This window comes from Polynucleobacter cosmopolitanus (genome assembly GCF_002224225.1).
Taxonomy (GTDB): Bacteria; Pseudomonadota; Gammaproteobacteria; order Burkholderiales; family Burkholderiaceae; genus Polynucleobacter; species Polynucleobacter cosmopolitanus.
Map to the genome: position 1 here is coordinate 286,042 of NZ_NJGG01000001.1, position 21,560 is coordinate 307,601.

Genomic DNA, 21,560 nt, shown 5'->3' on the forward strand with positions numbered 1-21,560 from the left:
CTATGAATTGGATTATCCCTATAGCTTTCTTGTTAATTTTGGGCAGCCTAGGCTCTGCTTTGTTTTTTATGATGCGCGATAAAGGCAAAAGCTCAAAAACTGTTTACTCCCTGATGCTACGCATTGGTTTATCTATTGTGCTGTTTGCTGGTATTTGGATTGCTCACACCTTGGGCTACATCCAAAGTACTGGCATCCGTGTTTCAGCTTAATAAAACAAGCACACTGAACTAAAACGACTGAACCAATATTCACCACTGTATTAAAAAACGCCGCATTTGCGGCGTTTTTTAATCTTTCAATCTTTGCAGACTGATTGGTTTTTTACATCCAATAAATCACAACATAAAGACCGAGCCATACCACGTCCACAAAGTGCCAGTACCACGCAGCACCTTCAAATGCAAAGTGGTTCTCTGGTGTGAAATGACCCTTCGCGACACGAACCAAAACAACTGCCAACATGATGGCACCCATTGTGACGTGGAAGCCGTGGAAACCAGTCAACATGAAGAATGTTGAGCCATAGATACCTGAGCTCAACTTCAAGTTCAAATCGCTGTATGCGTGGATGTACTCATAAACCTGGAAGCACATGAAAATCGCGCCAAGGGCAACAGTCGCTGCCAAACCTTGGATCACTTGCTTGCGGTGACCTTCACGCATCGCGTGGTGAGCCCAAGTAACGGTTACACCAGAAGACAACAACAAAATAGTGTTGATGGTTGGAATTGGCCATGGACCCATGGTCTTAAAGCTCTCAACCAAACCAGCTGGACCAGCATTTGGCCAAGTGGCTGCAAAATCTGGCCACAATAGTTTGTTATCAATATCACCTAACCAAGGCATTGCGATACTTCTTGCGTAGAAAAGAGCTGAGAAGAAAGCGCCGAAGAACATGATTTCTGAGAAGATGAACCAAGCCATAGACCATCTATAAGACACGTCCACGTTCACACTATTCATGCCGCTCTCAGCTTCACCAATGGCTTCACCGAACCACACATACAAAGATGCAATGGTCCAAATAACACCAGCCAAGCAAAGGAACATACCAAGTGTGCTGCCATTAACCCACATCGCTGCACCTGAACCAAAGCCAAGCAAACCTATGCTTGTAACAATTGGATGGCGTGTTGGAGCCGGCACAAAGTAATACGGGGCTTTAGTAACACTGGAAGACATTCTCTCTCTCCTAAAAAATCAATTCGATACAACTGCTTTGACAATGAACAACAATATTGTCATAAAAATAATTGCGCTCAAAATACCAGCAAGCACAATGTGAACAAAAGTCACAGATGCCATATCAGCATCCTGACCAGACCTCTTTCTTACTCCCAAAAACCCCCACAAAACTGCTCTCATGGAGATTAAAAACATCACGATGGAACTTCTTTTTTGATTTTCCATCTTAAATCTTTGAAGGCTTACTGTTGTGCTCACCAGTGATCACTTTCTGACCAGCACCAACCTCAAAGAATGTGTACGACAAAGTAATATTTTTTATACCTTTTGGCAAAGCCGGATCAATGATAAACACCACGGGCATTTCTCTTGACTCATTGGGCTTCAACGTTTGTTCGTTAAAACAAAAGCACTCCAACTTGGTGAAATGTTCCGTCGCCTGCATCGGGGCATAACTCGGAATAGCCTGAGCTGAAACATTTCTATTTTGAGTATTCACAACCTCGTAAACCACCTGAATCATTTCTCCAGGGTGCACTTGCATTGAGTTTTTTACTGAGCGGAATCTGAACGGTCCTTGAGTATTTGAATCAAACTCAACCGTGATCAATCTTGATTCATCCACTTGGGTATTTTTGCTGGTCGCATGAACCGCACGCGTACCGTAGTTATTTTTGCTGGTGACAACGTTAATGCCAGTCACTTCACATAGAACCCTGTACATTGGAATCAATGCATACCCAAAACCAAACATGGCCACACTGATCACAGCGAGCTTGACCAGCATTTGACGGTTGTATTGGGTGAGGTTAAATGCCATGATTAGCCAAACATGATTTTCTTGGCAACAATTCCTACAAAGAAGGCAATTGCAACCGTTAACAACACAAGACCCAAGCGACGATTACTCGCTCTTGAGTTTTGTGTTTTTTGATCTGATGTTGTCATTTAAATTCCGCAAATAGTTATTACTTAACTGTTGGTGGAGTTTCAAATGTGTGGAACGGCGCTGGAGAAGGAATTGTCCACTCTAAACCGTTAGCACCATCCCATGGCTTGTCAGCTGCTTTTTGACCACCACGGTATGTTGGCAACACCACGAACAATAAGAAATAAATCTGCATCAAACCAAAGCCAAGTGAACCAACTGATGCAATTGCATTGAAGTCGGCGAACTGAACTGGGTAGTCTGCGTAACGACGTGGCATACCAGCAAGACCCAAGAAGTGCATTGGGAAGAATGTGATGTTAAAGAAAATCATTGAGCCCCAGAAGTGAATTTTTCCGCGGAACTCATTGACCATGTGGCCTGTCCACTTTGGCGCCCAGTAATAGAAACCTGCAAATAAAGCAAATAAAGAGCCAGCTACTAGAACATAGTGGAAGTGAGCCACAACGTAGTAGGTGTCTTGCAAAATGATATCAATCGGGGCAATGGCCAAAATCAAGCCTGTAAAACCACCCATGGTGAATACAAAGATAAAGCCAATTGACCACAACATTGGAGTTTCAAATGTCATTGAACCCTTCCACATTGTTGCAATCCAGTTAAAGATCTTCACGCCTGTTGGAACAGCAATCAACATTGTTGCGTACATGAAGAACAGCTGACCTGTTACAGGCATACCTGTTGCAAACATGTGGTGCGCCCAAACGATGAATGACAAAATCGCAATTGATGCTGTCGCATAAACCATTGAGCTGTAACCAAACAATCTCTTACGTGCAAATGTAGGAATGACTTCACTCACAATGCCGAACGCAGGCAAGATCATGATGTAAACCTCTGGATGACCGAAGAACCAGAAAATGTGTTGATACATCACAGGGTCACCACCACCAGCTGCTGAGAAGAAGCTAGTACCAAAGTGACGGTCTGTAAGAACCATGGTGATCGCACCAGCCAAAACTGGCATAACAGCGATCAATAGGTAAGCAGTGATCAACCATGTCCAACAGAACATTGGCATCTTCATCAAAGTCATGCCAGGAGCGCGCATGTTCAAAATGGTCACGATGATGTTAATTGAACCCATGATGGATGAAGCACCCATCAAGTGAATAGCAAAAATGGCCATGTCCATACCTGGGCCCATTTGCACTGATAGGGGTGCATACAGAGTCCAGCCAGCAGCAGTTGCGCCACCAGGAACTAGGAATGAAGTTAATAGCAACAAAGCTGCAACTGGCATGATCCAGAAACTGAAGTTATTCATGCGAGCAAATGCCATATCTGAGGCACCCACTTGCAAAGGAATCATCAAGTTTGCAAAGCCAACGAAGGCCGGCATGATCGCGCCAAAAACCATCACCAGACCGTGCATCGTTGTGAGCTGGTTAAATAGCTCAGGACGAATGAACTGCAAACCAGGCTGGAATAGTTCTAGGCGAATGCCCATAGCCATGATGCCGCCAGCAATCAAACTGAAAAATGAAAAAATCAGATACAGCGTACCGATATCTTTGTGGTTGGTGGCATATAACCAACGTCTCCAACCATGCGGATGATCATGTGCGTGGTCGTCATGGTGATCGTGTGCGTGACTTACTGTGCTCATAGTTAGCTCCAATTACCTATCTAATTTAATTATTTCGCTGCGCGTGCTGTTGTGAAGTCTTTAGGCTGGATTAATTCACCAGTCTTATTACCCCAAGCATTACGTGTGTATGTCATAACTGCGGCTAATTCAACATCGTTGAGTTGAGTCCACTTTGGCATGGCGCCCTTACCTTGCAACAAGATTTTGTATTGGGCATCCTTAGCACCTAAAACAACTTTAGATCCATCTAAAGCTGGGAATGCGCCAGCGCCCTTACCGTTAGGCATATGACATGCCGCGCAGTTAGATGCGTAAACTTTTTCACCACGTTGCTTTAACTCATCCATTGTGAAAGTTTTTGTTGGGTCATCAGCCAAAGAAGCCATTTGCTTTTTCTTATCAGCAACCCATGCTGTGTACTCTGCATCCGACACAACCTTCACAGCGATTGGCATGAACGCGTGTTCTTTACCACATAGCTCTGAACACTGGCCATAGAAGGTGCCTAACTTTTCCGCTCTGAACCAAGCATCACGAACAAAGCCTGGAATCGCATCTTGTTTGATGCCGAATGCTGGAATGGTCCATGAGTGAATCACATCGTTAGCAGTTGTGACCATACGAATTTTTTTGCCCACAGGCACAACCATTTCATTATCAACATCAACCAAATAGGTATTTGATTTTTCAACTTGGTTGTTGATTTGCTCACGTGGTGTTTTCAAAGTTTGCAAGAATGAAACGCCTTCGCCTTCACCCTTGATGTAATCGTAACCCCACTTCCACTGATAACCAGTCACTTTGATTGTGATGTCAGCGTTGGTTGTGTCTTTCATCGCCACAACTGTTTTAGTTGCTGGCAATGCCATCGCAATCACGATGATCAATGGCACCACAGTCCAAATGATCTCAACTGTTGTGCTCTCATGAAAGCTAGCTGCTTTATGACCTAATGATTTACGGTGCTTGAAAATTGAGTAGAACATCACGCCGAACACGGCGATAAAAATAACCGCACAAATGATCAACATCATCCAATGAAGATACGCCACCTCTTCAGCAACTTTGGTTGCTGCAGGCTGAAGATTTAACTGAAATCTTGAAGGACCGCCTGGCATGTCATTGATAGCCAAAGCAAAATTAGCATAGAGCGAGCTCACCAAACCAAATAGCAAACCGACCAGTGATGTGCGATGTTTCATCTTCGTTCCCATTAAATAAATTCTTGAATCTGTTGCACCGCATTATTAGCAATGCACTTGATATGGCATGAATTATATTTGTAATTTGATCTAGTGCAATAAATTACTAAGCAATTGAGACATTTACACAACAACAATTAGGTATTAAGGTATGTGTGCGCTTGCTTACTTATTTTTTAGACCTAACAATTTGATCGGGGCTGATGGTTGTTATTCCAGCTTTCTTTTGAGCAAGTAAGGCATCCGGCGCCCAAGCATGACCGTAAACAACTTCCAGGGTGATGGTCAACTTCGATTCAGCCCCAATTAAGTGCTTTGCTGAATCAGAGGAAGCCAACAAACCCAAATCAAATGCTTCCTTGCACAACAAATCAGGATCATCATAGGACAAGGTCAGGTACTCCATGTCCATCACAGGCTCAGAAAAGCCAGCCTGCATCAATCCATCCCCCACATCGTGCATGTCAAAGCTGCCTGCATTCCTCAGCAAATAGTCATTGGGGAAAAGCTTGGCAAGCTCCTTACCTGTATCAGGGCCAAAGTAGCTGAACATCAAAAGACCTTCAGGCTTGAGTTTGCTTTTCCACTGTTTCATCAATGAATTAGGGTCACCTTGAAGATGCAATTCCAAGTTTGACCAAATCAAATCAAAATCAGCAACCCCAATAGGTGCAGGCTCTTGATACCTATAAAAATATTGGCGAGTGATTTTTTTAAACAACTGCGAAAGAGCGTTTGAAGAAAATTTTCTATCAAAGCAATGGTGCTCAGCCTCGGGGTAATAAGAACCCAGAACGCTTAAATTTAATGCTCCAAGGTGGCCAATTTTTTTCGGCTGTAAACGAACAATCTCTAATTTTTCAGCCATGCGTTGCGCAATTTCTAATGCTAGAAATTCAGGAATGGTTCTTGAGCCTGAGCTTGAAAATGCGCTTGGCACTGTTGATGTTGTGGGCATAAGTGTTCAGTATACTGAGCGTTACATGAATTTACTCCTGCCTACTTCCTGTATTGGGTGCCAGGAGTTTCAAACGGCAACGATATGCCAAAAGTGTCGTAAACGACTAAAAGATTCCCAGTTAAATAGATGCGCTCAATGCGCTCTACCATTAGCACACCACGAAAAAAATTCACTGTGCTTGGATTGCCTAAAAAACCAGCCGCCTTTTGATGCAACACTTTGCCTTGACAGTTATGGTGGATTTTTAACGGACGCCATCCATTCATACAAATACCAACATCAAATCGCCATTGCACATGGTCTTTTTGATGCTTGGTTTGATATTCATCCAAAGGAACTAAAGAAAGACCAGTCAGTTGATGTGATATTGCCCATTCCCATGAGTCAAGAAAAACTTCACCGCAGAGGCTTTAACCAATCATGGGAGCTTTGTAAGCTGTTTTCAAAAAAACTAAAAATAAAAAGCAACTGGAAGGTGTTAAAAAGAATACACATCGAAGGCGATCAAGTATCAGCCAGCAAACAAGAGCGGGCCCATCGCTTAAACAATGTTTTCTTCATCAATCCCAACAACATTGATCTGATTAAAAATAAAAACATTGTTTTAATTGATGATGTCATGACCACCGGAGCAACTTTGAGTGTGATTGCACAATTACTTAAAGATTTTGGAGCGCAAAGTGTTCATAATTGGGTCATTCTTAGAACACCTAAAAAATCATCATGCTAAACATTGTTCTTGTGGAACCAGAAATACCACCCAATACGGGCAACATCATTCGTTTGTGCGCCAATACTGGAGCGCAACTTCATTTGGTCAAACCATTGGGCTTTCCTCTGGAGGACAAAAGCTTGAAGCGGGCGGGACTGGACTATCACGAATACGCCAACATGAAGGTTCATGAAAGTTGGCAAGATTTTCTTCAACAAGAAAAGCCACCTCAAGGCAGGATGTTTGCCATCACAACCAAAGGTACTGCAACTTTGGCACAAGCTAAATTTTTAGAAAATGATTTTTTAATTTTTGGTTCTGAAACAAAAGGGCTGGCTCAAGATGTGAGAAATCATTTTTTGCCTGAAAGATGCTTGAGATTACCTATGAGGGCAAATAGTCGGAGCCTGAATTTATCAAACTCTGTGGCAGTGATGATCTATGAAGCTTGGCGCCAAATGGATTTCAAGGGTGGCGAATAGTTACTTGCTTATTTACTAATTCAATTATTAAGCTTCAGACTTGGCGTCTCTACCCATCAATAACTTGACCGCTGTTGCTGCATCCAATTCTTTGAACAACACTTCGCACACCATGTGAGTGATGGGCATTTCAATGCCCTTGGATTTTGCAAGATCACTCACCGCTTGAGCACACAGCACTCCTTCTGCAACGTGCCCTAGATCCTTCAGTATTTCCGGTAACTTTTTTCCTGTGGCCAGTTGAAGACCAACGCGTCGATTTCTTGATAGGTCACCAGTGGCTGTCAAAATCAAATCGCCCACCCCAGTCAAGCCCATGGCTGTTTCAGACTTACCACCCATGGCTGTCATCAAACGCATCATCTCGGCTAAACCACGAGTCAATAAAGCAGCTCTGGCATTCAAACCCAAGCCCAAGCCATCACCTATACCCGTTGCAATGGCTAAAACGTTTTTGATGGCACCACCCAACTCAACACCAACAATGTCGTTGCTGCCATAAATGCGCATATTGCCATGGTGCAAAGCATCTTGTACCTTGGCAATTAATTCATTTGATTCACTTGCAACTGTCAGTGCACAAGGCATCCCCTTGGCAACCTCTGAAGCAAAACTGGGGCCTGACAGAACAGCTGTGTTGATGCCTCTGTCATTGGCAGAGGCAAGACTTAACTCACGTGCAATCACCTGATGTGGCATCAATGAAGTTTTTGGCTCCAAGCCCTTACACAACCAAACCCAATTTTTTGGAATCTGTTGAAGCTTCAACAGATGATCAACCGTTTCTTTTAAACCAGAAACAGGGGTTGCGATGAACAACAAATCTTCTTGCGCACAATCATCGAATAACTGATTCCAATCACTGCTGATCAAAAGTTCAGTGGGCAATTGAATGTCTTGAAGGTACTGTTGATTAAATCGCGTCGCTCTAATAGTTTTAGCAAGCTCATCAGAGCGACTCCACAAGGTAACTGGAAGTCCTTTTTTATTTTTTGAGGCATGCATGGCCATTGCGGTTCCCCATGCACCTGCCCCAAGAAAATAAATGTGCTTCATCAGTTCGGCAGAATAATTCCGCTGTCGTTAGAAGCTTCCGCTTGAGCGCCCTGCGCCATGCGTTGCTCGTACAAAGCATGGAAATTGATTTCAGCCAAATGAACCGGCTGAAAGCCTGCACGGCTGATCATGTCCGCAATATTTGCGCGCAAATATGGGAACAAAATGGTTGGGCAAGCAATTGCCAACAAAGGGTTCATTTGCTCGTCAGGCATGTTGCGAATTTCAAAAATACCTGATTGCTGAGCCTCGACCAAAAAGAGTACCTTGTCTTCAATCTTGGTTGTAACGCTGCCAATCAAAGTGACGTGAAAATTAACGTCATCCAATTGTTTAGCTTGGATATCAACCTGAACTTCTAATTTTGGCTCACCTTGATTTAACAAAATCTCTGGGGCATTGGGTTGCTCTAGAGAAATATCTTTCAAATAAACGCGTTGAATTTGAAAAACTGGGTCTGTTCCCATTTCGCTGTTGACTGCTTCTGTCATATTTTTTCCTATTTACTTGCCCAATAATGGGTCTAATTTACCTGCTTTATCCAATGCTGATAGATCATCAAACCCACCAACATGTGTTTCACCTATGAAAATTTGCGGTACCGTGCGACGCCCAGTTCTGGTCATCATTTCTTCACGGCGCACCGGATCCACATCAACCAAGATTTTTTCTGTGATTTCAACACCTTTTGAAACCAGCAATCTTTCAGCCATATTGCAATATGGACAAACTCGGGTGCTGTACATCGTAATTTTTATCATGATTGACTCTTATTTGATGAGTGGCATACCCGCTTGATTCCAAGCAGAAATTCCACCATCCATGCAAGCAACCTCTTTACAGCCAGCTTTTTTAAGCTTTCCGAGGGCAGTATTTGCTCTAGTTCCGCTCAAACAAACTAAAATGATAGGCTTGTTGCTATCAATTTTTGCTTGCTTTAAGCCTGAATCAAGCTCTGAAAGTGGCAAATGCTTAGAATTTGCTATATGGCCTGCTTTGTATTCATCAGGCGTGCGGATGTCAACAATCTGCGCTTGACGCTGATTAATCCATTGCACAGACTCATGCACACTGAGCAGCTGTTTGTTAAGGCGCCCCAAGATCTGGGGCAATGCCAAGGCCAATCCCGATGTAAGCAGGGTGGCAAGAAGTAATAAATTATTTGTATTTGTTAAGAAGTCCATCAGTAAATTATAGAATGTGAATATGAAACAACTCGTACTTATCCGCCACGGCGAATCCCAATGGAACCTAGAAAACCGTTTTACCGGCTGGGTTGATGTTGATTTAACCCCTACCGGCATCCAGCAAGCTATCCAAGCTGGAGAGAGTTTAAAGGCTGCCGGGTATGATTTTGACATTGCTTACACATCTGTGCTCAAAAGGGCCATTAGAACCCTTTGGCATGCTCAAGAAGCCATGGATAGGCTTTGGCTGCCAGTGGTGCACAGCTGGCGCTTAAATGAGCGTCATTATGGCGCCTTGGCAGGTTTGAATAAGACTGAAACGGCCGCCAAGTATGGCGATGAGCAGGTTCATATTTGGAGAAGGTCCTACGACGTCAGACCTCCCTTGCTGGATCCAAATGACCCAAGAGCGTCATTTAACGACCCGCGCTACTCAAAACTTAAAAAAGAAGAAATTCCTCTGGGCGAATGCTTAAAAGACAACGTTGCTCGAGTTTTGCCACTTTGGGAGGAGTCAATTGCCCCAGCCTTGCGCTCTGGTAAGAGAGTTTTGATCGCAGCTCATGGCAATAGTATCCGTTCCCTAGTAAAGTACCTAGACGACGTATCTGATTCAGACATCATGGAAATCAATATTCCTAACGGAATACCTCTTGTTTATGAGTTAGATGACAACTTAAAACCAATTAAACATTTTTACTTAGAAAAATAATCTATGCGCCGCTCGATCAAGAGTATTGCCCTCGTTTGCTCAGGTTTGATTGCTGGAGTTGCATTAACTTTGCAACTTTCAGCCACTGCTCAACAAGGAAGCTCCTCATTACCGCTAGATGAACTTCGCAATCTATCAAATGTATTTGGTCAAATCAAACGAGATTATGTTGAATCAGTTGAAGATAAGCGTTTATTGACTGATGCCATCAAAGGCATGGTGAGCGGACTAGATCCGCACTCTTCTTACTTGGATAAAAAAGATTTTGCTGAAATGCAAGAGCACACCCAAGGTAAGTTTGCTGGCTTGGGCATTGAAATCACTTCTGAAGATGGCATTGTCAAAATTCTCAATCCAATTGAAGATACGCCTGCAGCAAAGGCTGGTCTTTTATCTGGTGACTTGATCACTCGCTTGGATGACAAGCCTGTGCGCGGCATGACTCTTGATCAAGCTGTGCGTCGCATGCGTGGTGAGCCTGGCACAAAAATCACTTTAACAATTTTCAGAAAAAGTGAAGACAGAACTTTCCCTATCACCATCACTCGCGCTGAGATCAAAGTTCAGTCTGTTAAAGCTAAATTTGTTGAGCCTGGCATTGCCTACGTGCGCATCACCAGCTTCCAAGAAAGAACTATTCCAGATCTAGCCAAAAAGTTAAATGAATTGGCTGGGGAAAATCCGCAATTAAAAGGATTGGTTCTGGACCTAAGAAACAATGGCGGCGGTCTATTACAAGGCGCTGTTGGAGTATCTGCGGCTTTCTTACCAACGGACACTTTGATTGTTTCGACCAAGGGTCAAACAGAAGAAGCCAAACAAGTATTTAAATCAACTTTTGATAACTATCGTTTATCAGAAAACAATGATGCCCTAGCGCAACTGTCTCCGGTCTTCAAAAAAGTACCGCTCGTTGTTCTTGTGAATGCATTCTCTGCATCAGCCTCAGAAATTGTTGCGGGTGCCTTACAAGATCACAAACGTGCCACCATCATTGGCAAAACAACCTTTGGTAAAGGCTCAGTACAAACTGTGCGCCCATTGAGCGCGGACTCAGCCTTGAAGCTGACCACTGCTTACTACTACACGCCAACTGGTAAATCAATCCAGGCATTTGGCATCAAGCCTGACATTGCCGTTGATCAAAACGCTGAAGGTGATCCTGATGATGTATTGATCACTCGCGAAATTGACAGCGAAAAACATCTTAAGAATAAACAATCTTCTGAAGAGAAATTAATCAAAGATCGCGAACAACGTCGTCTTGAGGAATTGCAACGCATTGAAGATTTGAATGCCAAGAAAACACCTGAGCAAAAAGAAAAAGATCGCAAAAAGCGTCCTGCTGAATTTGGTACAGCAGAAGACTTCATGCTCACTCAGGCAGCTGCTTACTTAAAAGGTCAACCAATTAAAAAATCCAAGTCTCGCTTGGAATAAAAAAAGTTGGCGATGAACGATCAAGAACTACTTCGATACTCTCGCCACATTCTTCTGGATGATATTGGCATTGAAGGCCAAGAAAAAATATTGTCAGCTCACGTTGTTGTGATCGGCGCTGGCGGTCTTGGTTCTGCAGCCGCGCCCTATTTAGCAGCAGCCGGCGTTGGGAAAATCACTTTGATTGATCATGACGTGGTTGATTTAACCAATCTTCAACGCCAAATCATGCACCGCCAAACTTCTATTGGCATGCCCAAGGTGAGCTCCGCAAAAAATATGTTGCAAGAACTCAATCCCCATCTCAATGTGGTGGCTCTTGAACAAAAAGTAACGAGTGAGTTACTGGATCAGCTTTTACCGACAGCAACGGTTGTTTTAGATTGCACAGACAATTTTTCAAGTCGACATTTGATCAATGCTTCATGCGTGAAACATCGGATCCCCTTGGTCAGTGGTGCAGCCATTCGTTTTGATGGGCAACTCACCGTGATCGATCCAAGACAAAAAGGCACACCATGTTATGCCTGTTTATTTCCAAAAGATCAAAAGTTCGATGAGGTGCAATGCTCAACCATGGGAGTTTTTTCACCTCTTGTTGGCATCATTGGAGCAATGCAGTCAGCTCAAGCGCTTCAGGTGATCACTGGCGTTGGCAAATCTCTTTGCGGCAAATTACTGTTGTGGGATGCCAGATCAACGCAGATTGATACGATTGAGTTACATCAACGAGTTAACTGCGAAGTTTGTTCCAACAATTATTGATTCAATCACTCATTGACTGAATCAATATTGATCAAGCGTTAATTTTTTGAAATGCTGCCTGAATATCTTCAGGCTCAATCGCTGATAACAAACTATCAACCGCTGATTTCAATTGCTGGGTATCAGATCGCAAGATTTCTTGTTTAACCGATAAGAGCTGCTTGAAATGAAGTGAGAAATCAGTCAAGCCCATACCCAATAAGACCCTCGTCATTGAGGCATCTCCAGCCATCTCGCCACACACAGATACTGGCATTTGAGCATTTTTTGCATCTCTGATAATGCTGGCGATCAATCTTAAAACTGCAGGGTGTAGTGGGTCATACAAATGCGCAACAGCATTGTCTGCACGATCAATCGCCAAAGTGTATTGAATCAAATCATTGGTGCCAATAGATAAGAAATCCAAGCGACGAATGAACAAAGGAAGTGCCAAAGCAGCCGCTGGGATTTCAATCATAGCGCCCACTTGAATACCTGGATCAAAACTAATACTTTCAGCTTCCAGTTGATTTTTAGCAGTTTGTATCAACTCTAAAGTTTGATCAATTTCTTGAGCATGAGCCAACATCGGTATCAAAATCTTGATCTTGCCAAATACCGAAGCTCTTAAGATTGCTCGTATCTGAATCAAAAACATTTCAGGCTCAGACAATGACCATCTGATGGCACGCAAACCCAAAGGTGACAAATAGTTTGCACCACCATTATCTTTGACGTCTAAAGGCTTATCGGCACCAATATCAATGGTTCTGATGCTGACTGGCAAACCCTTCATGGCTTCAGCTGTTTTGCGATATGCCCAGAATTGCTCTTCCTCATCTGGCATTTGGCCTTGGCGATTCATGAATAAGAATTCAGATCTGAACAAACCAATGCCAACAGCCCCAGAATCCAATGCCATTGGCGCATCATCCGGCATTTCAACGTTGGCCATCAAATCAATGTGCTGACCATCCAGTGTCACTGTTGGTGTGTGCTTGAGTCTTAAAAGTTTTTTCTTTTCAAGTTTTCTCGCCGACTGCAAATGGCGATACTCTTCAAGAATAAAAGGACTTGGGTCAACAATGACAATGCCACGATCGCCATCGATGATGAGCCAATCATCTTGTCGAATCAGTTCACTGGCACTTCTAACACCAACAGCAGCAGGAATATCCAAGCTTCTTGCAACGATTGCAGTGTGTGAAGTTTTACCGCCCAAATCAGTGACAAATCCACCAAAAGCCAATTCTTTAAAGCGCAACATGTCTGGCGGAGAAATGTCATGGGCCACCACAATCACTTCGCTCAGCTCTCTGTTTTCAGAAACTGTTTTGTAGAAGGCTCCAATGGTTTGATGATCCTCGCCCAAATGAAGGACTTTCATGACCCGCTCAACGACCTGACGAATATCTGCAGCCCTTTCGCGCAAATAAGCATCCTCAATCTCTGCAAATTGTTCGAGCACATTTTCCAACTGAGTAGCCAAAGCCCATTCAGCGTTGTATCGTTTTTCTTGAATCAGCTCTAAAGGTTTTTCTGTCAGCGTTGGGTCCGCCAAAATCATGCCATGCACATCCAAAAATGCAGCCATCTCTTCTGGCGCTGCCTCAGGCAAACCTGCTCTTAGAGTCTTTAATTCTTGTCTAACAATTTGAAATGCGTCGAGAAGCCTTTTTTGTTCTACTTGTTCGTTACCTTCAGAAATCAAATAATGCTTCACATCCATGGCGGATGGAGCGATCCTCAGGGCACGACCTATCGCAATACCATTCGTAACAGGAATACCATGAAGCGTAAAAGACAAATTACTGACCTTCCCCAAAACGATCATTGATGAGCGCCTGAATCGCATCAAAAGCCTCTTGCGCTTGCTCACCTTCAGTCTCAAGAGTTAAGACGCTGCCCATTCCAGCAGCAAGCATCATGACACCCATAATACTTTTAGCATTTACTCTTCTGCCGCTCTTGGACAAAAATATCTCGCACGGGTACTGACCTGCTAGCTGGGTTAATTTAGCCGAGGCGCGAGCATGCAATCCAAGTTTATTGATGATATTAATATCTGCGCTGGGCATTCTTAATCCTTCACTTCCATCTTATTATTGTCATCAATGTGACCCATGTGGCCAATTGGAATAATCCCTTGTTGCCCACCATGCATGGCTTTTTGAGTGGCAGAATCTAAAGGCTCTGTTCTGTAGGCAATCGCCCGCATTAACATCGGTAAATTGACTCCTGCAATCACTCTGACATGCCCGGCAAATTCTGTCATATGAGCTAAACGACTGGCCACGTTGGCTGGTGTAGCCCCCATGATGTCTGTGAGCACCAGAAGGCCCTTATCAGAATTGATTGACTGGGCTGCTTCTACCGCGCGCTCCAAAGTCAACTTTGCATCTTCGTGCGCCATGACATCAAGGGCCTTTAGACGATCTGGCACCTCGCCATACACATGGCGAGTGAATTCTTGTAATGCAGATGCCAAAGGCGCATGAGCGATGATTAAAATGCCGGCCATTTAATGAATATGTTTCTCTAAATTAGTTAACCACTGTAATGCCACATCATGACCTGTTTGCTCGCTAATTTCAACAAAGCAAGTTGGGCTGGTCACATTTATTTCTGTTAAAAAACCACCGATAAAATCCAAGCCCACCAAATGCAACCCTCTTGAAGCCAACTGAGGAGCGAGCTCTTCGGCAATACTCAATTCTTGTTGAGTGACGGGTTGCGCAACACCCTTACCACCGGATGCAAGATTACCTCTCACTTCACCAGCTTGTGGAATACGTGCCAAGCTAAAGGGGACCACTTCGCCACCAATCAACAACACCCGCTTATCGCCTGCGGCTATTTCTGGCAGAAACTTTTGAACCATCAACGCTCGCTGACCATTACCGCCCAGAGTTTCGACAATACTGGCTAAATTCAACCCATTGGCTTGAACCCTAAAAATACCTTGGCCACCCATGCCATCCAAAGGCTTGATGATCACGTCTTGATGATGCTGATGAAATGCTTTGATGTCGGCCAAATCATGACTGACGACTGTCGGGGGTGCAAACTTCATGAACTCCAAGAGCGCTAATTTTTCAGAATGGTTTCTCAAAGCATCAGGAGCATTGAATACTTTTGCACCCTCAAGACATGCTTGCGACAAAAACCAAGTGGCTGTGACATAAGCCAAATCAAAAGGAGGATCTTTCCTCATGATGATGGCATCAAATTCATAAAGCTTTCGAACTTGAGCTTTTACTTCCTTGAACCAAGAACCGTCATGAGTAGTTATCTCAATCTGCTTGCAATCTGCTTGAATCAACGAGTCGATACTTTTCAGATCATGAATATGACAATGCCAAACTTCATGACCTCGCTGTTGCGAAGCTTTCATCATGGCCAAAGTACTGTCTTTTTTGACGACGAAACTGCTCAGAGGATCTGCAATAAAGAGAAGCTTCTTCATCTGATTATTCTGCCTCTGGATCAGTGCGCTCTAGCTCTAAAGATGCCGCCAATAAAGCGAGTCTTGCAACCACGCCATAAAGATAAAAACGATTAGGTACTGCAATGCCTGGTTTTGCAGCCACATCCGGAATTGAATTGTGCTCAAACGCCAATGGCACAAAATGCATGCCCGGCGCATTGAGATTTTCATCAACCCCACGGCCCGTGTGAACTCTGTAAAAACCACCAACCACGTAACGATCCATCATATAGACAACAGGCTCAGCAACAGCTTCATTGATTTTCTCGAAGGTGTAAACACCCTCTTGAACCAAGACATCAGCAACCTCTAAGCCTTCTTTGATAACGCTCATTTTATTGCGTTCTTTGCGATTCAAATCTTTGACTTCGCTAGCATCTTTGACAGTCATAATGCCCATGCCATAAGTTCCAGCATCTGCTTTAACAATCACATATGGTTTTTCTTTGATGCCGTACTCTTTGTATTTTCGTGCAATCTTTTTCAAGATAGTATCGACACTCTCTTGCAAACACTCTTCACCGATGCGCTCATGGAAATTAACGCCAGTACACTTCGTGAAAAATGGATTGATCATCCACGGATCAATATCAATCACTTTGGAAAACTTCTTAGCCACATCGTCGTAGGCATCAAAGTGATTTGATTTACGGCGCACAGCCCAACCCGCATGCAATGGAGGCAATAAATATTGCTCGTGAAGATTTTCTAAAATCTTGGGGATGCCGCCTGATAAATCATTATTCAAAAGAATCGTGCAAGGATCAAAATCCTTGAGACCTAATCGACGACCTTTATTCCCAATTCTGGCCAACGGCTCCAAAACCAATCTTTGGCCATCTGGCAAATCGATTGGTGTTGGTTTTGTTATTTCTTCTGACAAACTTCCTAGTCGAACATTCAAACCAGTTTGTCTCAATATTGAAGCTAAGCGTGCCACGTTTTGCAAATAAAACACATTGCGTGTGTGACGCTCTGGAATCAACAATAAATTTTTTGCATCTGGGCAAATTTTCTCAATAGATGCCATAGACGCCTGAACGGCCAATGGCATCATTTCTGGAGATAAGTTATTAAACCCTCCAGGGAATAAATTTGTATCAACAGGAGCAAGCTTGAACCCGGCATTGCGCAGATCCACTGAACAATAAAACGGGGGCGTGTGCTCTTGCCACTCCAGCCTGAACCATCGCTCGATGGCAGGTGTGGCTTCTAAAACCTTGCTCTCTAATTCAAGCAAAGGACCATTCAGGGCAGTAATAAGATGAGGAACCATGTTGTCATTCTAAGACAGATAAAAAAAGAGCGGGTTCTAATTAAAGAAACCGCTCTTTAAAAGCCCCCCAGCAAGAAATCTACCGGGGGATATTTACTTCACATTTCACACAGATTTACTACTAAATCATTAACCTTCGTAGGCTGTTTCGCCGTGAGAAGTGATGTCCAAACCTTCACGTTCAGCATCTTCAGGTACACGCAAACCAATCACCACATCAACCAGTTTGTAGGCAATGAATGACACCACACCTGACCAAACGATGGTAGTTAATACAGCCTTGGCCTGGATCCATACTTGGCCAGCAATTGAGTAATCAGCTGCTACAGCATTGGCTACGTAGTCATAGATACCTGTGCCACCCAATGCTGGGGCTGCAAATACACCTGTTAAAAGCGCACCCACAATACCACCCACACCGTGAACACCAAACACATCCAAGCTGTCATCAGCGCCAAGCATGCGCTTCAAACCAGTCACACCCCATAGGCATAGGAAGCCTGAGATCAAACCGATGATGATGGCGCCCATTGGGCCAACGAAGCCTGCTGCTGGAGTGATTGCAACCAATCCGGCAACTGCGCCAGATGCCGCACCCAACATTGATGGCTTGCCTTTACCAATCCACTCCCCCAAAGACCAAGTCAATACAGCAGCTGAAGTTGCTAAGAATGTATTAGCAAATGCCATTGCTGAACCACCTGAAGCTTCTAGTGCTGAACCAGCATTGAAGCCGAACCAACCGAACCACAAAAGTGATGCGCCAACCATGGTCAAAGTTAAGCTATGTGGCTTCATGGCTTCCTTACCGAAACCAAGACGCTTACCGATCACATAAGCACCAACCAAACCAGCCACCGCCGCATTGATATGCACCACTGTACCGCCGGCAAAGTCTAATGCACCCATTTGGAACAACCAACCAGAAGCTGCTGTGGCTGCTTCAGCCGCGGCTGCATCAGTGTAAGCATCAGGACCTGGCCAGAACCAAACCATGTGAGCGATTGGTAGATAGCTGAATGTGAACCAAAGAACAATGAACAACAACACTGCAGAGAACTTAGCACGTTCAGCGAACGCACCAATGATCAAACAGCAAGTGATTGTTGCAAACGCACCCTGGAATGAGAAGAATGCAAACTCTGGAATCACAACACCTTTACTGAAGGTGGCGCCCATTGATTCTGGTGTTAAACCAGCCAAGAAGAGTCGATCAAATCCACCAAAGAATGCGTTGCCTGGAGTGAAGGCAATACTGTAGCCATACACCGCCCAAAGAACTGAGATCAACGAGAAGATGACCATGCATTGCATCAACACGGACAACATGTTTTTGCTACGCACTAAGCCACCGTAGAAAAGACCCAAACCTGGCAACGTCATCAATATCACTAACGCAGTACAAATCATGATCCAAGCTGTGTCACCTTTATTTGCAACTGGTGCCGGGGCTGCAGGAGCAGCTGGGGCAGCACTAGCAGCAGCTGCAGCAGGAGCAGTTACAGCTGGCTTTGCTTCATCTTTAGCAAATGCTGGAGATGAGACTGCCATCGTAACGGATCCTAGTGCCAAAGCTGTTGCACCAGCTGCGAGTAGACGTTTAATCCAATGTGTCATTTTGATACCTCGCTTTAAAGAGCAGACTGACCGGTTTCACCGGTACGAATGCGGATAACTTGTTCAATAGATGACACGAAAATCTTGCCATCACCGATCTTGCCGGTTTTTGCTGATTTTTCGATCGCTTCGATGGCGCGCTCCACAATGCCATCATCCACTGCTGCCTCAATTTTTACTTTAGGCAAAAAATCAACAACGTACTCAGCACCGCGATACAACTCAGTGTGACCCTTTTGTCGTCCAAAGCCTTTAACTTCAGTAACGGTAATGCCTGAAACGCCAACTTCTGATAGCGCCTCACGCACTTCGTCAAGCTTGAAGGGCTTGATAATTGCTGTGATTAATTTCATAGGTTTCTCCGTGAGATCGCTAAATTAGAATGCTTTAAGAACTGAAACTGCTAAGCCGTCTTTGTAAAGTTTTTTGCCGGCAGCACTAGTTGCATAACCTTCTGTACCAGGCTTTGTATCGTTAAAGAAATACTTTACGCCCAACATATAACCTTCGTAGTCGTACGTTAAACCAACGTTGTAGTCAGAATATGAAACTTTGCCGCTTCCATTTACTCCGCCATCATATAAATTGTTTGACCCATTTTTATAATCTGTATAGCCAGCGTGAACTGAGGCTGTTAGCTTAGGCATTACTTCTTGTGACAAAGTTAGGTCGTAATACATCGTGCCACTTGCATCACCACCAGTTGAAGCAAAATAATTAGTACTCATTACACGGGACACTTTAAATGCTGCTGGTCCGTATGCGGCGCCAATATAAACTTCACGAGTGTCTGACAAGTTAGGTTTGCTAGCACCAGGATAGTTGTAGTAGATCATCCCGAAATCAAGAGCCACACCTGCCAACTCAGTTTTGTAGCCACCATAAAAATCCATCTCTAAATTTGCAGAAGCGTTTGCGGCAGCCCAATCAGAAACATTTGATGCCCATGTGCCAAGGTAAACGCCTGATTTATGCGCAAAATCAATACCACCTTGAACAGCAGCGTTATCACCATTTTGCTTTAGGCCACGGAAACGATAGTCGCTAGTTGCACCAATGTTGTATGCAATCGTGTATTCAGGGGCTGGTGCTGCGGCTTGAGCCAACACTGTGCCAGAAGATAAAGTAGCAGCTGCTGCCAAAGCGATCGCTGAGAGAGTTAAGTAAGTTTTCATATGTTGCACTCCTAATAAACAATCCAAGGGAAATTCCTTGCAAAGATATTAAGCAAAAGCTGTGCCAGTTCTATTTATTTAAATATAAACAATGACTTAGTGAATCTATTAATTTACACAGTCGTTGCTATTGCTTCAATGCACCATTTAAGAATGCACACCATGCACCAAAATGAAGCACCGTATTGGTGCATGAGATTCTCATATCTTTGGTAAAAAGATACTATTCAAGAAATTCCTCTGGAGACTGTATGAACCCGCAAGACATCATGGAAAAAATGCAAAGCATTGCTAATGACATGCAAACCAAAGTTGGCGATGCAATTCGCCAATCTCCTGCTAAAGACTTAGAAAAAAATGTTCGTGGCTTGATGACCCAAGGATTTCAAAAACTAGATTTGGTCACTCGAGAAGAATTTGATTTACAGACTCAGGTGTTGGCTAAGACACGGGCCAAATTAGAAGAGCTTGAAGCGAAGGTCAGCGCATTAGAAAAAAAGTGATGGCTTATTGAGCAGCCAAGTGATGCTTCAGTGGCTTTGGATAATATAAAAACCAAATAAACGACATCGCTTGTAGCGCTAAAAATACTAAAAATACTTGGCGAAAAGCATCTGGCTTTCCAAAGCCTTGAGCACTCATCAAATCAATGCCCCAACCAATGCTCCATTGGAAGATAAAAGCTCCAACAAAAATCAATAAGTTGTAACTGGTACTGGCCAAGCCAGCATTGCGCGATGGGAATGCTGTGATCACGGTGCTCTGACCCAAAATATGACCAGTGGCTGTGATGGCCAACACAATCCATAAAATCCAACTCAATTGAATTTGCCAAGTAATGGCAATCAATTGCGCCACCAAACCAAAACCCAATAAATACTTGATGTAATTCAGGGTTTGATATCCCTGACGATTAGCGCGTGGAATGAACCAAGTATTGAAGGCATAACCCAGCAACATCACCCCATTGAATAAAAATAAAATTTGCGCACTCTCAATCGAACTATACCCAAGCACATCCATCATCCATGGGCCAATCCAAAGTGTTTGCAAAGCTAAAAAGCCGCCATGATTAATAACCCCGATGGGCAACATTCTTAAAAAGAATGGATTTAAAAAAATATCTTTTAAACCAATCGACTGATGATCATCACTCAAAGGTGCATTATTCACATGTGGATGATCGTCAAATTTAGGCAAACCAAAACGAATGGCAATAAAACCAATCAATACCAATAGCGCCATGACTATAAAAATGCCGCGCCAACCAATATAAGGCAGGGATAACTGAACAGGCACCGTGGTCATCAAAGCACCCACCGTACCAAATACCAACATCCCTGAGGCAAGCTGCCCTTGCTGCTCCAACGCAAACCATCTGCGATAGGCTGTGAATGCAGCCATCAAACAAGCTGAAACACCAATGCCAATCAATAAACGACCAATTGTTAAACCAAATAATGATTCTGAAAAAGCAAAAACAAGTGTGCCAGCCAAAGCCATTAACAACAAAACACTTTCCACTCTTCTCACGCCAAATTTATCAAGCGCAATACCCAAAGGTATCTGCATCGCTGAAAAACCAATGAAATAAGCCGCTGACAAAAGACCTAGCTGTGCATTGCTGATTTTTAAATCAGCCATCAACTCAGGAGCAATCACTGCATTCACAGAACGGAATGCATAAGACAGAATATAAGCAAAGGCAAAAAATATAAATACCTTGAGTGCTAATGCACCCTTCATTGGCAAAGCTGGAGCAGGATGACTCATGGCCA

Annotated in this window: 27 protein-coding genes; 7 read left to right on the plus strand and 20 right to left on the minus strand. The window is 43.7% G+C overall.

Annotated elements, in window-relative coordinates:
• The first annotated feature begins 2 nt into the window (after positions 1-2).
• On the plus strand, positions 3-212 hold the full coding sequence (locus AOC33_RS01440; protein WP_089514828.1) for a twin transmembrane helix small protein: 210 nt from the start codon (positions 3-5) through the stop codon (positions 210-212).
• Between the two features lie 112 nt (positions 213-324).
• Here AOC33_RS01440 and AOC33_RS01445 read toward each other — a convergent pair whose 3' ends face one another.
• From AOC33_RS01445 to AOC33_RS01470, 7 genes are all read right to left on the minus strand, one after another.
• Positions 325-1,185 carry a cytochrome c oxidase subunit 3 gene (locus tag AOC33_RS01445; RefSeq protein WP_089514829.1) on the minus strand — a complete coding sequence of 287 codons (861 nt, stop codon included), beginning with the start codon at positions 1,183-1,185 and terminating at the stop codon, positions 325-327.
• Between the two features lie 18 nt (positions 1,186-1,203).
• Positions 1,204-1,413 carry a DUF2970 domain-containing protein gene (locus AOC33_RS01450; protein WP_089514830.1) on the minus strand — a complete coding sequence of 70 codons (210 nt, stop codon included), beginning with the start codon at positions 1,411-1,413 and terminating at the stop codon, positions 1,204-1,206.
• Position 1,414: 1 nt separating this feature from the next.
• Positions 1,415-2,008 (minus strand): cytochrome c oxidase assembly protein, encoded by a 594-nt coding sequence (locus AOC33_RS01455; RefSeq protein WP_089514831.1) that lies wholly within the window; start codon positions 2,006-2,008, stop codon positions 1,415-1,417.
• 2 nt (positions 2,009-2,010) lie between these two features.
• Positions 2,011-2,136: a cytochrome oxidase small assembly protein gene (locus AOC33_RS09140; protein WP_219349890.1), complete on the minus strand. Its 126-nt coding sequence runs from the start codon at positions 2,134-2,136 to the stop codon at positions 2,011-2,013.
• A 20-nt stretch (positions 2,137-2,156) separates the two neighbouring features.
• A complete protein-coding gene (ctaD, locus tag AOC33_RS01460; RefSeq protein WP_089514832.1) occupies positions 2,157-3,746 on the minus strand; it encodes a cytochrome c oxidase subunit I in 1,590 nt (529 codons plus the stop codon).
• A gap of 29 nt (positions 3,747-3,775) precedes the next feature.
• Positions 3,776-4,930, minus strand: coding sequence for a cytochrome c oxidase subunit II (gene coxB, locus AOC33_RS01465; protein WP_425439806.1), 1,155 nt, complete (start codon positions 4,928-4,930; stop codon positions 3,776-3,778).
• 169 nt (positions 4,931-5,099) lie between these two features.
• Positions 5,100-5,888: a methyltransferase domain-containing protein gene (locus tag AOC33_RS01470; protein WP_180738071.1), complete on the minus strand. Its 789-nt coding sequence runs from the start codon at positions 5,886-5,888 to the stop codon at positions 5,100-5,102.
• Here AOC33_RS01470 and AOC33_RS01475 point away from each other — a divergent pair.
• Both AOC33_RS01475 and trmL read left to right on the plus strand, forming a co-directional pair.
• The gene (locus AOC33_RS01475) at positions 5,833-6,621 is read left to right on the plus strand and encodes a ComF family protein (RefSeq protein WP_180738072.1); all 789 of its coding nucleotides are present in this window, start codon (positions 5,833-5,835) and stop codon (positions 6,619-6,621) included. The genes AOC33_RS01470 and AOC33_RS01475 overlap by 56 nt on opposite strands.
• The gene (gene trmL / locus AOC33_RS01480; protein ID WP_089514836.1) at positions 6,615-7,085 is read left to right on the plus strand and encodes a tRNA (uridine(34)/cytosine(34)/5-carboxymethylaminomethyluridine(34)-2'-O)-methyltransferase TrmL; all 471 of its coding nucleotides are present in this window, start codon (positions 6,615-6,617) and stop codon (positions 7,083-7,085) included. Before AOC33_RS01475 ends, trmL begins: the two co-directional genes overlap by 7 nt.
• Before the next feature lie 27 nt (positions 7,086-7,112).
• Here trmL and AOC33_RS01485 read toward each other — a convergent pair whose 3' ends face one another.
• From AOC33_RS01485 to AOC33_RS01500, 4 genes are read right to left on the minus strand one after another with little or no spacing between them, the layout of a single operon-like run.
• A complete protein-coding gene (locus tag AOC33_RS01485; RefSeq protein ID WP_089514837.1) occupies positions 7,113-8,141 on the minus strand; it encodes an NAD(P)H-dependent glycerol-3-phosphate dehydrogenase in 1,029 nt (342 codons plus the stop codon).
• Complete coding sequence (secB, locus tag AOC33_RS01490) at positions 8,141-8,632, minus strand: protein-export chaperone SecB (protein WP_089514838.1); 492 nt, start codon at positions 8,630-8,632, stop codon at positions 8,141-8,143. Before secB ends, AOC33_RS01485 begins: the two co-directional genes overlap by 1 nt.
• Positions 8,633-8,644: 12 nt before the next feature.
• A complete protein-coding gene (gene grxC, locus AOC33_RS01495) occupies positions 8,645-8,902 on the minus strand; it encodes a glutaredoxin 3 (RefSeq protein ID WP_089514839.1) in 258 nt (85 codons plus the stop codon).
• A gap of 9 nt (positions 8,903-8,911) precedes the next feature.
• The gene (locus AOC33_RS01500; RefSeq protein ID WP_180738073.1) at positions 8,912-9,325 is read right to left on the minus strand and encodes a rhodanese-like domain-containing protein; all 414 of its coding nucleotides are present in this window, start codon (positions 9,323-9,325) and stop codon (positions 8,912-8,914) included.
• 22 nt (positions 9,326-9,347) lie between these two features.
• Here AOC33_RS01500 and gpmA point away from each other — a divergent pair, with 22 nt between their 5' ends.
• Genes gpmA through AOC33_RS01515 form a run of 3 tightly spaced genes read left to right on the plus strand, consistent with a single transcriptional unit; the run spans position 9,348 to position 12,245 of the window.
• Positions 9,348-10,040 carry a 2,3-diphosphoglycerate-dependent phosphoglycerate mutase gene (gene gpmA / locus AOC33_RS01505; protein WP_089514841.1) on the plus strand — a complete coding sequence of 231 codons (693 nt, stop codon included), beginning with the start codon at positions 9,348-9,350 and terminating at the stop codon, positions 10,038-10,040.
• 3 nt (positions 10,041-10,043) lie between these two features.
• Entirely contained in the window at positions 10,044-11,480 is a 1,437-nt protein-coding gene (locus tag AOC33_RS01510; protein WP_089514842.1) for a S41 family peptidase, read from the plus strand.
• Between the two features lie 12 nt (positions 11,481-11,492).
• Complete coding sequence (locus tag AOC33_RS01515) at positions 11,493-12,245, plus strand: HesA/MoeB/ThiF family protein (RefSeq protein WP_089514843.1); 753 nt, start codon at positions 11,493-11,495, stop codon at positions 12,243-12,245.
• 31 nt (positions 12,246-12,276) lie between these two features.
• Here AOC33_RS01515 and ptsP read toward each other — a convergent pair whose 3' ends face one another.
• From ptsP to AOC33_RS01555, 8 genes are all read right to left on the minus strand, one after another.
• On the minus strand, positions 12,277-14,034 hold the full coding sequence (gene ptsP, locus AOC33_RS01520) for a phosphoenolpyruvate--protein phosphotransferase (RefSeq protein ID WP_089515551.1): 1,758 nt from the start codon (positions 14,032-14,034) through the stop codon (positions 12,277-12,279).
• A 1-nt stretch (position 14,035) separates the two neighbouring features.
• Entirely contained in the window at positions 14,036-14,305 is a 270-nt protein-coding gene (locus AOC33_RS01525) for an HPr family phosphocarrier protein (RefSeq protein ID WP_089514844.1), read from the minus strand.
• A 2-nt stretch (positions 14,306-14,307) separates the two neighbouring features.
• Positions 14,308-14,748, minus strand: a complete 441-nt coding sequence (locus AOC33_RS01530) for a PTS sugar transporter subunit IIA (protein ID WP_089514845.1) — start codon at positions 14,746-14,748, stop codon at positions 14,308-14,310.
• Positions 14,749-15,693 (minus strand): glutathione synthase, encoded by a 945-nt coding sequence (gshB, locus tag AOC33_RS01535; protein WP_089514846.1) that lies wholly within the window; start codon positions 15,691-15,693, stop codon positions 14,749-14,751. It abuts the gene before it with no gap.
• Between the two features lie 4 nt (positions 15,694-15,697).
• A complete protein-coding gene (gene gshA / locus AOC33_RS01540) occupies positions 15,698-16,990 on the minus strand; it encodes a glutamate--cysteine ligase (RefSeq protein WP_089514847.1) in 1,293 nt (430 codons plus the stop codon).
• A 129-nt stretch (positions 16,991-17,119) separates the two neighbouring features.
• Positions 17,120-18,607: an ammonium transporter gene (locus tag AOC33_RS01545; protein ID WP_089514848.1), complete on the minus strand. Its 1,488-nt coding sequence runs from the start codon at positions 18,605-18,607 to the stop codon at positions 17,120-17,122.
• Positions 18,608-18,621: 14 nt separating this feature from the next.
• Positions 18,622-18,960 carry a P-II family nitrogen regulator gene (locus tag AOC33_RS01550; RefSeq protein WP_089514849.1) on the minus strand — a complete coding sequence of 113 codons (339 nt, stop codon included), beginning with the start codon at positions 18,958-18,960 and terminating at the stop codon, positions 18,622-18,624.
• A gap of 24 nt (positions 18,961-18,984) precedes the next feature.
• Positions 18,985-19,782 carry a TorF family putative porin gene (locus tag AOC33_RS01555; RefSeq protein ID WP_089514850.1) on the minus strand — a complete coding sequence of 266 codons (798 nt, stop codon included), beginning with the start codon at positions 19,780-19,782 and terminating at the stop codon, positions 18,985-18,987.
• A gap of 251 nt (positions 19,783-20,033) precedes the next feature.
• Between AOC33_RS01555 and AOC33_RS01560 the strand changes: the two genes are divergently transcribed.
• Entirely contained in the window at positions 20,034-20,285 is a 252-nt protein-coding gene (locus tag AOC33_RS01560; RefSeq protein ID WP_245835558.1) for an accessory factor UbiK family protein, read from the plus strand.
• A gap of 4 nt (positions 20,286-20,289) precedes the next feature.
• On the opposite strand, the gene AOC33_RS01565 is transcribed toward AOC33_RS01560, so the two are convergent.
• Positions 20,290-21,555 carry an MFS transporter gene (locus AOC33_RS01565; protein WP_089514851.1) on the minus strand — a complete coding sequence of 422 codons (1,266 nt, stop codon included), beginning with the start codon at positions 21,553-21,555 and terminating at the stop codon, positions 20,290-20,292.
• Positions 21,556-21,560 lie beyond the last annotated feature (5 nt).

Excerpts from the sequence above, each read along its gene's own strand:
- AOC33_RS01440 (WP_089514828.1), top strand. The coding sequence starts at position 3 with ATGAATTGGATTATCCCTATAGCTTTCTTGTTAATTTTGGGCAGCCTA.
- AOC33_RS01445 (WP_089514829.1), bottom strand. The coding sequence starts at position 1,185 with ATGTCTTCCAGTGTTACTAAAGCCCCGTATTACTTTGTGCCGGCTCCA.
- AOC33_RS01450 (WP_089514830.1), bottom strand. The coding sequence starts at position 1,413 with ATGGAAAATCAAAAAAGAAGTTCCATCGTGATGTTTTTAATCTCCATG.
- AOC33_RS01455 (WP_089514831.1), bottom strand. The coding sequence starts at position 2,008 with ATGGCATTTAACCTCACCCAATACAACCGTCAAATGCTGGTCAAGCTC.
- AOC33_RS09140 (WP_219349890.1), bottom strand. The coding sequence starts at position 2,136 with ATGACAACATCAGATCAAAAAACACAAAACTCAAGAGCGAGTAATCGT.
- ctaD (WP_089514832.1), bottom strand. The coding sequence starts at position 3,746 with ATGAGCACAGTAAGTCACGCACACGATCACCATGACGACCACGCACAT.
- coxB (WP_425439806.1), bottom strand. The coding sequence starts at position 4,930 with ATGAAACATCGCACATCACTGGTCGGTTTGCTATTTGGTTTGGTGAGC.
- AOC33_RS01475 (WP_180738072.1), top strand. The coding sequence starts at position 5,833 with ATGGTTCTTGAGCCTGAGCTTGAAAATGCGCTTGGCACTGTTGATGTT.
- AOC33_RS01470 (WP_180738071.1), bottom strand. The coding sequence starts at position 5,888 with ATGCCCACAACATCAACAGTGCCAAGCGCATTTTCAAGCTCAGGCTCA.
- trmL (WP_089514836.1), top strand. The coding sequence starts at position 6,615 with ATGCTAAACATTGTTCTTGTGGAACCAGAAATACCACCCAATACGGGC.
- AOC33_RS01485 (WP_089514837.1), bottom strand. The coding sequence starts at position 8,141 with ATGAAGCACATTTATTTTCTTGGGGCAGGTGCATGGGGAACCGCAATG.
- secB (WP_089514838.1), bottom strand. The coding sequence starts at position 8,632 with ATGACAGAAGCAGTCAACAGCGAAATGGGAACAGACCCAGTTTTTCAA.
- grxC (WP_089514839.1), bottom strand. The coding sequence starts at position 8,902 with ATGATAAAAATTACGATGTACAGCACCCGAGTTTGTCCATATTGCAAT.
- AOC33_RS01500 (WP_180738073.1), bottom strand. The coding sequence starts at position 9,325 with ATGGACTTCTTAACAAATACAAATAATTTATTACTTCTTGCCACCCTG.
- gpmA (WP_089514841.1), top strand. The coding sequence starts at position 9,348 with ATGAAACAACTCGTACTTATCCGCCACGGCGAATCCCAATGGAACCTA.
- AOC33_RS01510 (WP_089514842.1), top strand. The coding sequence starts at position 10,044 with ATGCGCCGCTCGATCAAGAGTATTGCCCTCGTTTGCTCAGGTTTGATT.
- AOC33_RS01515 (WP_089514843.1), top strand. The coding sequence starts at position 11,493 with ATGAACGATCAAGAACTACTTCGATACTCTCGCCACATTCTTCTGGAT.
- AOC33_RS01525 (WP_089514844.1), bottom strand. The coding sequence starts at position 14,305 with ATGCCCAGCGCAGATATTAATATCATCAATAAACTTGGATTGCATGCT.
- AOC33_RS01530 (WP_089514845.1), bottom strand. The coding sequence starts at position 14,748 with ATGGCCGGCATTTTAATCATCGCTCATGCGCCTTTGGCATCTGCATTA.
- gshB (WP_089514846.1), bottom strand. The coding sequence starts at position 15,693 with ATGAAGAAGCTTCTCTTTATTGCAGATCCTCTGAGCAGTTTCGTCGTC.
- gshA (WP_089514847.1), bottom strand. The coding sequence starts at position 16,990 with ATGGTTCCTCATCTTATTACTGCCCTGAATGGTCCTTTGCTTGAATTA.
- AOC33_RS01545 (WP_089514848.1), bottom strand. The coding sequence starts at position 18,607 with ATGACACATTGGATTAAACGTCTACTCGCAGCTGGTGCAACAGCTTTG.
- AOC33_RS01550 (WP_089514849.1), bottom strand. The coding sequence starts at position 18,960 with ATGAAATTAATCACAGCAATTATCAAGCCCTTCAAGCTTGACGAAGTG.
- AOC33_RS01555 (WP_089514850.1), bottom strand. The coding sequence starts at position 19,782 with ATGAAAACTTACTTAACTCTCTCAGCGATCGCTTTGGCAGCAGCTGCT.
- AOC33_RS01560 (WP_245835558.1), top strand. The coding sequence starts at position 20,034 with ATGAACCCGCAAGACATCATGGAAAAAATGCAAAGCATTGCTAATGAC.
- AOC33_RS01565 (WP_089514851.1), bottom strand. The coding sequence starts at position 21,555 with ATGAGTCATCCTGCTCCAGCTTTGCCAATGAAGGGTGCATTAGCACTC.